The sequence below is a fragment of the Candidatus Kosakonia sp. 282A-S69 genome, from assembly GCF_029433855.1.
In the GTDB taxonomy this organism is placed as follows: Bacteria; Pseudomonadota; Gammaproteobacteria; order Enterobacterales; family Enterobacteriaceae; genus Kosakonia; species Kosakonia cowanii_A.
Map to the genome: position 1 here is coordinate 639,888 of NZ_JAROAU010000001.1, position 12,960 is coordinate 652,847.

Here is a 12,960-nt window from a genome sequence, read left to right on the forward strand (position 1 = left end):
TAGCTAAATGCGGAAGAGATAAGTGCTGAAAGCATCTAAGCACGAAACTTGCCCCGAGATGAGTTCTCCCTGAGACTTTAAGTCTCCTGAAGGAACGTTGAAGACGACGACGTTGATAGGCCGGGTGTGTAAGCGCAGCGATGCGTTGAGCTAACCGGTACTAATGAACCGTGAGGCTTAACCTTACAACGCCGAAGATGTTTTGGCGAAGAGAGATGATTTTCAGCCTGATACAGATAATGTTGTGCGGCATAAGCGGCATGACGACAGAATCTGCCTGGCGGCAACAGCGCGGTGGTCCCACCTGACCCCATGCCGAACTCAGAAGTGAAACGCCGTAGCGCCGATGGTAGTGTGGGGTCTCCCCATGCGAGAGTAGGGAACTGCCAGGCATCAAATTAAGCAGTAAACCGGGGCAACAAACCGGTGGTTGTAAAAAAATTCGGTGGAGCGGTAGTTCAGTCGGTTAGAATACCTGCCTGTCACGCAGGGGGTCGCGGGTTCGAGTCCCGTCCGTTCCGCCACTTATTTTAAGAACCGTATCTCTCACGAGATACGGTTTTTTTTCGTCTGCACTTTATGAAAAAGGGCCGAATGGCCCTGATCCCTACTCTTCCCAGCGCTTTAACAGCAAACTGGCGTTTACGCCGCCAAAGCCGAACCCATTTGACATCGCGTAACGAATCTCAAGCGGCTGTGCGGTAAGCGCCACCACGTTTAATCCCTCGGCTTTCTCATCAGGATGATGCAAATTCAGCGTCGGCGGAGCAATCTGTTCACGCAGCGCCTGAACCGTGAAAATCGCCTCTATTCCTCCCGCCGCTCCCAAAAGATGCCCTGTCGCTGACTTAGTGGATGTAATTGCTACCGTACTGTTAGTGCCAAACGCCCGTTTTATCGCCGCCAGTTCGCCCTTATCGCCAACCTGAGTTGAGGTTGCATGGGCGTTAATATGCTGAATGTCGACGGTTGAAATCCCCGCCTGACGGATCGCGGCTTCCATAGCCCGTGCAGCACCGTTACCATCTTCCGGGCCGGCAGTAAGATGGTACGCATCTGCGCTGGTGCCATACCCTACCAGTTCAGCCAGCGGCGTCGCGCCGCGCGCCAGCGCATGTTCGAGAGATTCAATCACCAGCAAGCCGGCGCCTTCACCCATCACAAAACCATCCCGATCGCGATCAAATGGGCGTGAAGCGGTCGACGGATGATCGTTAAAACTGCTCGACAATGCGCGTGCCGCTGCGAATCCCGCAAGGCTTACCCGATGGATCGCTGCTTCACTGCCACCACATAACGCGATATCAGCTTCACCGCTGCGTATCAACCGCGCGGCATCACCAATAGCCTGCGCTCCGGCCGCGCAAGCTGAAACGGGTGCGCCGATCGGGCCGCGAAAACCATAGTTAATTGAGACATGCCCAGCGGCGAGGTTGGCGAGAAAAGAGGGAACGGTAAAAGGGGATAGCTTACGTGGTCCACGGGAATCCGTGGTGCGTACCGCGTTAGCGATCTCGCTGAAGCCGCCGATCCCCGTGGCGATAACCGTTGCGGTTCGATCGCGCTGCGCATCCTCCTGTGGAAACCAGTTCGCCTGCGTTAACGCCTCTTTTGCTGCCACCAGCGCAAACTCAATAAAGCGATCCATTTTTTTACGTTCTTTCGCCGGGATCGTGCTTAACGGATCGAAACCGTGATGTGGATCCTCTTCAATAGAAGGGACCTGGCCTGCCACTTTGCAGGCGATATCGTCGACGATTTTATCGTCAAGACGGGAGATACCCGATTTGCCCGCAACTAATGATGACCAGACGTGAGAAAGGCCGCAGCCCAGCGGGCTGACGATGCCCATACCGGTTATAACGATGCGCTTTTGCGAAATGCTCATATTCACTCCTCCTTATTCATATGTAATTGTGGCGCATATTTCAGCGACGTCTCCCCGGCCTGCTTACGCTGCAAATAGTCATGACGATAGCGGATCACCGGTGACGCTGCCGGGCCGGGCATCATGGCGTACTTTTCAGGAGTGATGGGCTCGCCGGTGGCCTTATCGACGAGAATCGCCTCAACAGGGCGTGACGTTTCCCGTTCAACCAGCGCCATCTGTGGGCCTTCAGGTGAGAAATGACGATTACCCCACTGCGCCAGCGCGATGATGACGGGACGAAAATCCTGGCCTAATGGTGTGAGGTGGTATTCATAGCGCGGCGGGGTAGTGCTGTAGCACACCTTTTCAAGCAGCCCCTCTTCAGCCAACATTTTCAGGCGTCGGGAGAGGATATTCGGCGCTATATTGGCATTTTTCTGGAACTCATCGAAACGGGTAAATCCTGCGAAGGCGTCGCGCAGGATAATCATGCTCCAGCTATCACCAATGCGTCCCAGACTACGGGCAACAGGGCAGGGAGCCTGGAAAAGTGCTTCATTTTTCATGATCGACATCTGCTGTAGTAAATATGCCGCACCAAAGTGGCATAGTAACTTGCAATATGCAAGTTACTACTTTTTTACCTACTATTGCCGCTGCGGCAAAAATCCTCTGCTTTTCTGTCTCTTTTTCACCCTCGCTCAACTCACCATAATCACGCCATCTACTGAGAAATATTGAGAGAGGAATTGATATGTCTATCCCTGCATTTGGACTGGGAACCTTCCGTTTAACCGATGACGCGGTTATCGCCTCGGTGAAAACGGCCCTTGAATTGGGTTACCGCGTGATCGACACCGCGCAGATTTATGGCAATGAAGCCGCCATTGGCGAAGCGCTTGCGCAGAGCGGCGTCGCGCGGGAATCACTGTTTATCACCACCAAAATCTGGACTGAAAACCTGGGGGAAGAGAAGCTGATCCCGAGCCTGCATGAGAGCCTGAAAAAGTTAGGCACTGACTACGTGGATTTAACGCTAATTCACTGGCCGTCGCCGGGCGCAGCCGTGCCGGTTGCCGAGTCGATGCAGCAGTTGATGAATGCCAAAGCGCAGGGGTTAACGCGCCAGATCGGCATCTCCAACTTTACTATTGGGTTAATGGAGCAGGCGATTGAAGCAGTCGGGGCTGAAAACATTGCCACTAACCAGATTGAGCTCTCCCCCTATCTGCAAAACCGAAAAGTGACGCAGTGGGCAAAAGAGCACGGTATCCATATCACCTCATATATGACGCTGGCTTATGGTAAAGCGTTGAAAGATGCCACGATTGCCCGCATCGCCGAGAAACATCGCGCAACGCCAGCGCAGGTGATCCTGGCATGGGCAATGGGGGAGGGGTACGCAGTGATTCCATCCTCAACCAAACGCGAGAACCTGGCGAGCAACCTGCAAGCGCAGAGTCTGAAACTGGATGCGGATGACAGGGCTGCCATCGCCGCACTGGATTGCAATGACCGGCTGGTCAGCCCGGAAGGGCTTGCACCTGAGTGGGATTAATCAGCAACGTGACGGGAGCCTGGCTCCCGTTTCTTTTATCTACCCGTCTGCGGCACATGCTCGCTGACGAAGTCGATAAAGGCGCGAATACGCGTGCTCACAGCCCGATCGCTGTAGTAAACCGCGCTGAAGGGCATCTCTACCGGCAGTAATCTGTCTGACATCAGCGCAACCAGCTCGCCGCTCGCCAGCTCTTTATCGATCATGTAATCCGATAAGCTGGCGATACCGTTACCGCTCAGACAGAGGTGCTTGAGGGTTTCACCGCTATTGGACGCGAGCGTGGGCGTCACCTCCAGCAGTTGCCCATCCGCTGCTGCCACCGGCCAGGTATTCAGTGATACCGGCTCCGTAAAGCCCAGGCAGACATGGTTTTGCAAATCCTCTACCGTTTCGGGGGTACCGTAACGGGCAAGGTACTCGGGCGAAGCAATAATTTTGCGGTAGCTCTTAAAGAGCGGACGCGCGCGCAGGCTGGAATCGGTCAGCTTGCCGACGCGAATAGCGACATCCACCTTACGTTCAATCAGGTTGATAAAGGTTTCGCTTGAGACCAGCGACAGGTTGATCTCCGGGTAACGTTCACGAAACGGCTTAATCAGCGGCATTAAAAAGTGCAGCACCACCGGCGTGGCGGCGTCGATACGCAGCGTACCGCGCGGCGCCGATTTATTCTCCATCACCTCGTTTTCCGCCGCCGCCATCTCCTGCAGCACCGTTTGTACACGACGGAAATAGCGCTCGCCCTCCTCTGTGAGGCTAAGCTGACGCGTCGTGCGATTGAGCAGATTAACGCCGAGCTTATTCTCCAGCTTCTTTACTGCCCGGCTAATGGCAGAGTTTGCCTGACCGAGACGTTCAGCCGCGCGGCTAAAACTGCCGCTCTCCACGACTGCGACAAAAATGGCGAGTTCTTCCGAGGTGGTTTTCATTATTGCCTCTGTAGCAACATTACAACGAGATTATTCATGCGGACGTATTTAACCACGCCGCGTGTCGCAATGCCATTGCGCGGCGTTAAGGTCAATGGCACCTATACAACCAGCGTCTTTTCCGGTGATTATTCATTGAAACTATGGTCTACAATCCCTATAACTGAGTGACGCCCCTTTTTCGGGCGCGGAAATCAAAGAGGTTTAAAGCCGAAGTGGCGAAAAATACTTACGCTATGCGATATGTTGCCGGACAACCAGCGGAGCGCATTTTACCGCCGGGATCGTTCGCCAGTATTGGTCAGGCTTTACCTGCCGGCGTTCCTCTCAGCCAGGATGAAAAAATCCGCGTACTGGTGTGGAACATCTTTAAGCAGCAGAGGGCGGAGTGGCTCTCGGTGCTGCAAAGTTTCGGCAAAGATGCGCACCTGGTTCTGTTACAGGAAGCGCAGACGACGCCTGAACTGGTGAGTTTCGCAACCAGTAACTATCTTGCCGCCGATCAGGTTCCCGCCTTTGTGCTGCCTCAGCACCCCTCAGGCGTGATGACGCTCTCTTCTGCCCATCCGGTCTACTGCTGTCCTCTGCGCGAGCGTGAGCCGATTCTGCGGCTGGCAAAGTCAGCTCTTGTGACGGTTTATCCGCTGCCGGACAGCCGTAATCTGATGGTAGTGAATGTTCACGCGGTTAACTTCAGCCTCGGTGTCGATGTTTACAGCAAGCAGTTGCTGCCGATTGGCGATCAGATTGGTCGCCACGATGGCCCGGTAATTATGGCCGGTGATTTTAACGCCTGGAGCCGCCCGCGCATGAACGCGCTCTACCGTTTCGCACGTGAAATGGCGCTGCGGCAGGTGCGATTCACCGACGATAATCGTCGGCGAGCCTTTGGCCGGCCGCTCGATTTTGTCTTCTATCGCGGCTTAAACGTTGATGAGGCCTCGGTGCTTGTGACCCGCGCATCGGATCACAACCCGCTACTGGTGGAGTTCAGCCCGCTCCCTTCCGGCAAATAGGTCGAAAAAAGATAAAAAAAAGCACCGTGGGGAAACGGTGCTTTTTTATTGTTTCAGCTCAGGAGTCAGGCGTCGCGCTGTTCTTAACGAAGAGCGTGATTTGATCGCCCGGTCGCAGATTGGACGTATCGGTGTTCCAGCGCATCACATCTTTAATGTTTACGCCGTGGCGTTTCGCGATACTCGACAACGAATCACCTTTGCGCACGCGATAGGTAATGCTGTCGCTGTTGCTGGCAAGACGCTGTGCGCTGCTGCCTGCACCCACCGTCAGGTTTTGACCCACTTTCAGGTTCGCGCCGCGCAGATTATTCCACTGCTTCAGATCCTTTGCGCTTACCCCGAGGCGTGAGGCGATACCAGATAGCGTATCGCCTGAGCGAACCTTATAGCTTTTACTGGAGAGCGGAGTGTTATCCGCAACCAGCGTCGGCTGTACGGCGGCGATTTCGCCGGATGCCAGCGACTCACGCAGCTGATCTGCATGTTTCTTTGGCACCATGACGTACTGTGGACCGGCTGAACCCAACGTTGAACCTTTAACGCCTGCGTTAAACGCCTTCAGTTTGTTGACGGATATCCCCGCCATTTCAGCCAGCTGACCCACTTCTACCGGGCTATTCAGCCTGACGCGCGCCAGCGCACGGCTTTCGTCCGGCGTTGGCAGGTTGATGCCATAACGTTTGCTGTTTTTGAGAAGATCGCTCAACGCCAGCATCTTAGGCACATAAATCTTTGTTTCATAAGGCAATGACAGCGACCAGAAATCGGTAGGTTTCCCCTGCGCTTTGTTCGCTTTAATCGCCTTCAGTACGCGGCCTTCACCGCTGTTATAGGCGGCAACGGTCAGTAACCAGTCGCCGTCAAACATACGGTTAAGACGCTGCATCATGTCGAGTGCGGCCGTAGTCGAGGCCACAATGTCACGACGCGCATCGTAGCTGCGTGTCTGTTTTAAACCATAATTTCGCCCTGTGCTCGGAATGATTTGCCAAATGCCTGCGGCATTGGCACCAGACGTTGCGTGCGGGTTAAAAGCGCTCTCCACTATGGGTAGTAGTACCAGTTCCATGGGCATGTTACGTTTTTTAACTTGCCCTGCTATCCAGTACATATACGGCTCTGCCCGTAAAGTTACATCGTGGAGATAGCTCTTATTGTTTAAATACTTCAGTTTCTGCTCGCGAATCCGGCTGTTTTCCGGAATTCCCATCTTTAGCTCGTCGCTTATGGAGGTCCACAAGTTGCTGTCCGTTTGGTCGGCGAGTGTTCCGTCGTCCATCCAGCGTGCCTGACTTGTGAACTTCCCAGCTTCCCCTTGACCAGCTGCAGAAAGGCTCTGTGCGTGCTGTTGTACCGAACCGTCACGTTGCGACGCCTGGCAACCCACGAGCAGGACAGAGGCGAATAATATCGCTTTTGCCTTCATGTGTGTGTCAATAGTAGTTGCTTAAAAGACGAGCGATGATAACGGCGATGTTTTCAAAAGGCAACCCGCAATGTCAGAAAGCATCTTTCTTTGCCCGTAACCAGGCGAAACGCTCCTCTGGATGTTGCAACACCATTTCTTGATTTATTACTTCAATTAAATCAGCATCTTCCGTACGTAAAAATAAATTTATTTTCCGCTCATTTTTCAGAATTACAGGGAGTGTTTTTTCGTTTTTAGCACGTAACTCACTCACTTTCTTATAATATTCCTGAACGTCTGCATCTTCCGGCAACACGCTGACAGCAAACTTCATATTCCCTAAAGTGTATTCATGTGCGCAACAAATCACCGTGTCGTCGGGAAGAGCGTTAATTTTGCAGAAGGATTGATACATCTGCGTTGCAGTCCCTTCAAATAATCTTCCACAGCCACCAGAGAAGAGCGTATCGCCGCAAAAAAGGTAAGGAAAACTAAAGAAACAGATATGTCCTAAAGTGTGCCCTGGGGTGGCGAAGACCGAGAAATCATGGCCTAAAACGGTGACCGTATCGCCTTCGGCCACAACCTGGGTCGTGCCCTTATGTTGTGTCTCTGCTGGCCCATAAACCACCACATTAGGGAAAGCCTCCCGCAAGGCCTGCACGCCGCCGACATGATCGTTATGGTGGTGCGTTAGCAGAATGGCTTCGGGTTGCCACTGCTGTTCTTCAATGGCGCGCAGCACCGGGGCGGCCTCGCCCGGATCAACGATCAGACAGCGCCCATCATCCTTGCTTAACACCCAGATGTAGTTGTCCTGAAACGCGGGAATACTGTTAAGATTCATAAATTACCTCTCAAAGCGTAGCGGAAGGTTGCAATGAAGCCGGCAAGGACTCCCCGAAAATTCGTCGCGCCCGTAAGCTGGGGCGCGCTCCCAAAAGGTGTTTATTATCGCCAGGCGCTGGAGGAGGAAATCAAGCCGTGGCTGGCGAAAATGTATGGTTTTCACCTGCTTAAGATTGGCAACCTCAGCGCGGAAATCAACCTCGAAAGCTGCGCGATTTCCCATCAGGTCAATGTCTCGCTGGCAGGCGAACCTGCGCAGGTGCGCGCGGATCCGCTCTCTTTACCGTTTGCCGAGAAGTCCGTCGATGCCTGCCTGCTGGCCCATACGCTGCCCTGGTGTCCCGATCCGCACCGGCTGCTGCAGGAGGTCGATCGCGTGCTGATTGACGACGGCTGGCTGGTGATGAGCGGTTTTAACCCCATCAGCCTGTTGGGCGCCTGCAAAGCGGTGCCGTTTGCGCGCCGCTCGCCGGCGGTCAAAAGCCGAATGTTTACCCTCACGCGCCAGTTTGACTGGCTCGCGCTGCTCAATTTTGAAGTGCTTCATTATAGCCGCTTTCGCGTGTTGCCCTGGACGAAGCAGGGCGGAAAGCTGCTGAGTGCGCATCTGCCGGCGTTGGGCTGTATGCAGCTGATTGTGGCCCGTAAACGCACCATTCCGCTGACGCTCAATCCCTTAAAACAGAGCCGCTCACGGGCGCGCGTACCGCAGGCCGTTGGTGCAACACGGCAGTCTTAAGCGAGGGTTTCCGGCTGGTAACCGACATCTTCCTGGGTAGGATTCATCGCCGCCGCGCGCGCCAGCTCATCGCAGCGTTCGTTTTCCGGGTGTCCCGCGTGGCCTTTTACCCACTCCCAGCGAATTTGATGCTGGCTGAGCGCCGCATCCAGACGCTTCCACAAATCGACGTTTTTGACCGGTTTCTTCTCTGCCGTTTTCCAGCCGCGTTTTTTCCAGTTGTGGATCCACTGGGTGATGCCCTGGCGCACGTACTGGCTGTCGGTGCTAAGCACCACTTCGCAGTGCTCTTTCAGCGCTTCGAGGGAGACTATCGCCGCCATCAGCTCCATGCGATTGTTGGTGGTTAAACGGTAGCCTTCGCTGAAGGTCCGTTCATGTCCGCGATAACGTAAAATGGCACCATATCCACCCGGTCCCGGATTGCCGAGGCACGATCCGTCGGTGAAAATTTCTACCTGTTTGAGCATCTCTGGTAGACTTCCTGAGTTGAAAACGACAAGTCTGACATAAATGGCCGCTATGAGCACTGCAATTACACGACAGATCGTCCTCGATACCGAAACCACCGGTATGAACCAAATCGGTGCGCACTACGAAGGGCATAAGATCATTGAGATCGGTGCGGTCGAGGTGATAAACCGCCGCCTCACCGGCAATAACTATCACGTCTACCTGAAGCCCGATCGGCTGGTGGATCCGGAAGCGTTTGGCGTTCACGGTATCGCCGATGAGTTCCTGCTGGATAAACCCACTTTCGGCGATATTGCCGATGAGTTTATCGACTATATCCGCGGCGCGGAGCTGGTCATCCATAACGCCTCGTTTGATATCGGCTTTATGGATTATGAGTTCAGCAAGCTGAACCGCGGCATTCCGAAAACCGAGACCTTCTGCAAAATCACCGACAGCCTGGCGCTGGCGCGCAGAATGTTCCCGGGCAAGCGTAACAGCCTTGATGCGCTCTGCTCGCGCTACGAAATAGATAACAGCAAGCGAACGCTGCACGGCGCGCTTCTCGACTCCCAAATACTTGCCGACGTCTATCTGATGATGACCGGCGGCCAGACATCGATAAAGTTTTCGATGGAAGGCGAGAGCCAGAATCAGTCAGGCGAAGCGGGGATCCAGCGCGTTGTGCGTCAGGCGAACAAATTGCGCGTTGTTTTAGCCAGTGATGAAGAGCTGATGGCCCATGAATCGCGCCTCGATTTAGTACAGAAAAAGGGCGGAAGTTGCCTCTGGCGCGGTTAAATCCATTTATTAATCGTGAAAAATCAGCCCGTGGGCGATTTTTGCAGCAAACGATTCAAAACAAGAGAAAAAGCGTTGACGGCACCAGAGGCAATACGTAATATTCGCCTCGTTCCCTAACAGGAACACAACGCGGAGCGGTAGTTCAGTCGGTTAGAATACCTGCCTGTCACGCAGGGGGTCGCGGGTTCGAGTCCCGTCCGTTCCGCCACTATTCAGAAGGCCTGAATCATTGCTGATTCAGGCCTTCGTCGTTTCTACTCCTTCACCACCGCGCGTTGCGCGATAAACCCGCTCTCCACGCCCGCACGCTCATGACGCGCCAGCCAGCAGTAGCAACCTGCACCGAGAAAGACGCCGATAAACCAGCTGAAGTTTGCCACTTCATGCAGCGCCGGAATAAAACTAATTACCAGTCCCACCATCACCGACGGCAGCAGCGCGGCAATCGCCCTGGGGTTAAAGCCGTTTTTGTACCAGTAACGGCCATTCGGGGAGACAGAAAAGAGATCGTCGACAAACACCTGGCCGCGTTTAATCAGATAGAAGTCTGCCAGCAAAATGCCAAACAGCGGGCCGATGCAGGCACCGAGCACATCCAGCGTGTAGTGGATCAACTCCGGGGACTGGAACAGGTTCCACGGCGTCAGCAACACGGAGCCGACCGCCGCAATCATTCCCCCGGTACGAAAGCTGATCTTCTGCGGTGCGCAGTTGGAAAAATCAAACGCCGGCGAGACGAAGTTAGCGACAATATTAATGCCGATCGTGGCGGTAATCATGGTCAGCAGGCCAATCGCCATCGCCAGATCGCTGCCCACATGGCTGACGGTTTCAATCGGGTCAGTGATCATTTTGCCAAACAGCGATTGCGTTCCCGAGACAATCACCACTGTCACAATCGAGAAGAGCAGGAAGTTAAAGGGCAGTCCCCAACGGTTGCCGCGGCGGATGGCCTGCATGCTTTTGCCGTAACGGGAGAAGTCACCAAAGTTGAGCAGCGGGCCGGAGAAGTAGGAGACCACCAGCGCCGTGGCGGTGATCATCTGCCATGCCTGCTCGCCGGGTGTCAGCGACTTACTGGCAAGGGTAAAAGAGATACCGTCAAACCCGGTCTGGTAGAGGATCCAGCCTGCCAGCGCCATCATCACTACATAGACCGCCGGCCCGGCAACATCAATAAAACGTTTGATCGCGTTCATTCCGTGCCAGAAGACCAGCGCCTGCAGCGCCCACATAATGCCGAAGCAGATCCAGCCCAGCGCCGACAGCCCCAGAAAGTGGCTGCTTGTCAGCGCGCCCAGCGAAGGCCAGAATTTGAGCGCCACCAGCATCAGGGCATTGGCGGCCAGATAGGTTTGAATACCGTACCAGGCGAAGGCGATAAGCCCGCGGATCACCGCCGGAATATTGGCGCCGAACACGCCAAATGCCTGACGGCAAATCACCGCATAGGGTACGCCGGTCATCTGGCTCGGCTTCGCCACCAGGTTTGCACAGAGCTGCACAATACAGATCCCCACCAACAGGCAGAGCAGCACCTGCCAGCTGGCGAGCCCTAAGGCGAAGAAGCTGGCGGCAACCACATAGCCGCCCATGCTGTGCACATCGGACATCCAGAACGAAAAGATGTTGTACCAGGTCCAGTTCTGCTGGCGAGTCGGGGCGAGATCCTCATTAGTCAATCTTGGGCTATAACGAGCATCGTACTGCGGATCAGGGTTTGGCATGGATTCTGCTCCTTTAAATAGCGGTAGCGTTTATAGGTCTGCTATCGGCTATTGCATTAACCAGGCCAGGTTTGGATTTTTTGTATACAAGATGGATAAAAAACGTATACAAAAAAGGCAATGCTGCGTCACACAGGAATCAGGTTATGAACCATTACACGGGGCTACAGGCGCCTGCCGATCGGGATGAGAGAGAGCATTTCATCTGGCAATCGCTGTTAACGGCCATTGTTGAGCATCAGCTGCCGCCGGGCAGTAAGTTGCCGGAAGAGGCGCTGGCTGACGTATTTGGCGTCAGCCGCACCGGCATTCGCAAAGTGCTCACGCGCCTTGCAACGGTGCAAATGATCACCATCGCGCCCAGACGCGGTGCATTTGTCGCTAATCCTGGCATCGATGAGTCAAAAGAGATCTTCGCCACGCGCAAAATGATTGAGTGTGCCAACCTGCCGCAGGTGCTGGCACATCTGCAACCGCCGCATCTGGCGGCGCTGGAGGGGATCATTACTGAGGAGGAGGCGGCGCACCAGCAGCATGACGGCGCAGCGGCCATTCGCCACTCGGCGGCTTTCCATATTCAACTGCAGGCGATCTCGGGCAATGCGGTGGTGACCGACATTATCACGACGTTGACGCAGCGCTCCTCGCTGGTGATTGCCGCTTGGGGCGCGCCGTGGCAGCAGGGCTGCCGCTGTCACGATCATGATGCGCTGATCGCACTCTTACGTAATAAGGATCTGGCGGGCCTTCAGCACGCCATGGCACACCACTTTGACCACATTGTTTCCAGCCTGCGCTTTGAGCGCAGCGGCGAAACGCTGCCCGATTTTACCCGCCTGTTTGGCACCCGAGGAGAGCTGTAATGAGCGCATTTTGTATACAGGTCATCAACCCCAATACCAGCCCGGAGATGACCGAAACCATTGCCAGCGCCGCGCGCCGCATCGCCTCGCCGGGCACAACCATTCTCGCCAGCTGCCCGACGCAGGGGGTGGAATCTATTGAGGGACATTTCGACGAAGCGATTGCCGCCATTGGCGTGCTGGAGCAGATAAAGCAGGGTAAAGCGCAGGGCGCGCAGGGGCATGTGATCGCCTGCTTTGGCGATCCGGGATTGCTGGCAGCACGAGAGCTGGCGAGCGGTCCGGTTATCGGCATTGCCGAAGCGGCGATGCATATGGCGACGCTGGTGGCGACGCGCTTTTCAATTGTCACCACGTTGCCGCGCACGGTGATCATCGCCCGCCATTTACTGCGTCAGTATGGCTTTGAACATCACTGCGCCGCGCTGCACGCCATCGATTTACCGGTGCTGGCGCTGGAAGATGGCACGGGTCTTGCTCAGCAAAAGGTACGCGAGCGTTGTATACAAGCCAAACGTGAGGATGGAAGCGGGGCGATTGTGCTGGGATGCGGCGGTATGGCAAACCTTGCCAGCGAACTGACGCAGGAGCTGGGCATCCCGGTGATCGACGGTGTAACGGCGGCGGTCAGGATGGTCGAGTCGCTGCTCGCCCTCGGTTTTGGCACCAGTAAATATGGCGATCTTGCGTATCCCAATAAAAAGCCGCTTTCAGGATGCTTTGATATGCTCAGCTGAA

13 protein-coding genes, 2 tRNA genes and 1 rRNA gene are annotated in these 12,960 nt (G+C 54.9%); 9 read left to right on the forward strand and 7 right to left on the reverse strand.

What is annotated here, in order from left to right; translation table 11 throughout:
• Positions 1 to 276: 276 nt before the first annotated feature.
• Positions 277 to 392, forward strand: a 5S ribosomal RNA gene (gene rrf, locus PU683_RS02755).
• A 55-nt stretch (positions 393 to 447) separates the two neighbouring features.
• Positions 448 to 524, forward strand: a tRNA-Asp gene (locus PU683_RS02760).
• Between the two features lie 83 nt (positions 525 to 607).
• Here the strand turns inward: PU683_RS02760 and fabF are convergent.
• Together fabF and PU683_RS02770 are read right to left on the reverse strand one after the other, a co-directional pair.
• Positions 608 to 1,888 carry a beta-ketoacyl-ACP synthase II gene (gene fabF, locus PU683_RS02765; RefSeq protein WP_277169992.1) on the reverse strand — a complete coding sequence of 427 codons (1,281 nt, stop codon included), beginning with the start codon at positions 1,886 to 1,888 and terminating at the stop codon, positions 608 to 610.
• A 2-nt stretch (positions 1,889 to 1,890) separates the two neighbouring features.
• Entirely contained in the window at positions 1,891 to 2,436 is a 546-nt protein-coding gene (locus PU683_RS02770) for a winged helix-turn-helix transcriptional regulator (protein ID WP_277169994.1), read from the reverse strand.
• 188 nt (positions 2,437 to 2,624) lie between these two features.
• On the opposite strand from PU683_RS02770, the gene dkgB reads away from it, so the two are divergent.
• A complete protein-coding gene (gene dkgB, locus PU683_RS02775) occupies positions 2,625 to 3,428 on the forward strand; it encodes a 2,5-didehydrogluconate reductase DkgB (protein WP_277169995.1) in 804 nt (267 codons plus the stop codon).
• Between the two features lie 35 nt (positions 3,429 to 3,463).
• Here the strand turns inward: dkgB and yafC are convergent, their stop codons facing one another.
• Positions 3,464 to 4,360: a DNA-binding transcriptional regulator YafC gene (gene yafC / locus PU683_RS02780; RefSeq protein ID WP_277169996.1), complete on the reverse strand. Its 897-nt coding sequence runs from the start codon at positions 4,358 to 4,360 to the stop codon at positions 3,464 to 3,466.
• Positions 4,361 to 4,575: 215 nt separating this feature from the next.
• Between yafC and PU683_RS02785 the strand changes: the two genes are divergently transcribed.
• Complete coding sequence (locus tag PU683_RS02785) at positions 4,576 to 5,376, forward strand: endonuclease/exonuclease/phosphatase family protein (protein WP_071789488.1); 801 nt, start codon at positions 4,576 to 4,578, stop codon at positions 5,374 to 5,376.
• A 58-nt stretch (positions 5,377 to 5,434) separates the two neighbouring features.
• Here PU683_RS02785 and mltD read toward each other — a convergent pair whose 3' ends face one another.
• The gene (mltD, locus tag PU683_RS02790) at positions 5,435 to 6,805 is read right to left on the reverse strand and encodes a murein transglycosylase D (protein WP_277169997.1); all 1,371 of its coding nucleotides are present in this window, start codon (positions 6,803 to 6,805) and stop codon (positions 5,435 to 5,437) included.
• Between the two features lie 73 nt (positions 6,806 to 6,878).
• The gene (gene gloB / locus PU683_RS02795; protein WP_277169998.1) at positions 6,879 to 7,634 is read right to left on the reverse strand and encodes a hydroxyacylglutathione hydrolase; all 756 of its coding nucleotides are present in this window, start codon (positions 7,632 to 7,634) and stop codon (positions 6,879 to 6,881) included.
• 33 nt (positions 7,635 to 7,667) lie between these two features.
• Here gloB and PU683_RS02800 point away from each other — a divergent pair, with 33 nt between their 5' ends.
• A complete protein-coding gene (locus PU683_RS02800; protein ID WP_277169999.1) occupies positions 7,668 to 8,375 on the forward strand; it encodes a class I SAM-dependent methyltransferase in 708 nt (235 codons plus the stop codon).
• On the opposite strand, the gene rnhA is transcribed toward PU683_RS02800, so the two are convergent.
• A complete protein-coding gene (gene rnhA / locus PU683_RS02805) occupies positions 8,372 to 8,845 on the reverse strand; it encodes a ribonuclease HI (protein WP_277170000.1) in 474 nt (157 codons plus the stop codon). The two genes, PU683_RS02800 and rnhA, sit on opposite strands and share 4 nt — an antisense overlap.
• Before the next feature lie 52 nt (positions 8,846 to 8,897).
• On the opposite strand from rnhA, the gene dnaQ reads away from it, so the two are divergent.
• The gene (dnaQ, locus tag PU683_RS02810) at positions 8,898 to 9,629 is read left to right on the forward strand and encodes a DNA polymerase III subunit epsilon (protein ID WP_023479454.1); all 732 of its coding nucleotides are present in this window, start codon (positions 8,898 to 8,900) and stop codon (positions 9,627 to 9,629) included.
• A 134-nt stretch (positions 9,630 to 9,763) separates the two neighbouring features.
• A tRNA-Asp gene (locus PU683_RS02815) sits at positions 9,764 to 9,840 on the forward strand.
• A gap of 46 nt (positions 9,841 to 9,886) precedes the next feature.
• Here PU683_RS02815 and PU683_RS02820 read toward each other — a convergent pair.
• Complete coding sequence (locus PU683_RS02820) at positions 9,887 to 11,359, reverse strand: NCS1 family nucleobase:cation symporter-1 (RefSeq protein WP_277170001.1); 1,473 nt, start codon at positions 11,357 to 11,359, stop codon at positions 9,887 to 9,889.
• A 146-nt stretch (positions 11,360 to 11,505) separates the two neighbouring features.
• Here PU683_RS02820 and PU683_RS02825 point away from each other — a divergent pair, with 146 nt between their 5' ends.
• Positions 11,506 to 12,222 carry a GntR family transcriptional regulator gene (locus PU683_RS02825; RefSeq protein WP_277170002.1) on the forward strand — a complete coding sequence of 239 codons (717 nt, stop codon included), beginning with the start codon at positions 11,506 to 11,508 and terminating at the stop codon, positions 12,220 to 12,222.
• Positions 12,222 to 12,959, forward strand: a complete 738-nt coding sequence (locus PU683_RS02830; protein WP_277170003.1) for an aspartate/glutamate racemase family protein — start codon at positions 12,222 to 12,224, stop codon at positions 12,957 to 12,959. The genes PU683_RS02825 and PU683_RS02830 overlap by 1 nt, the downstream gene beginning before the upstream one ends.
• The last annotated feature ends 1 nt before the right edge of the window (position 12,960 follow it).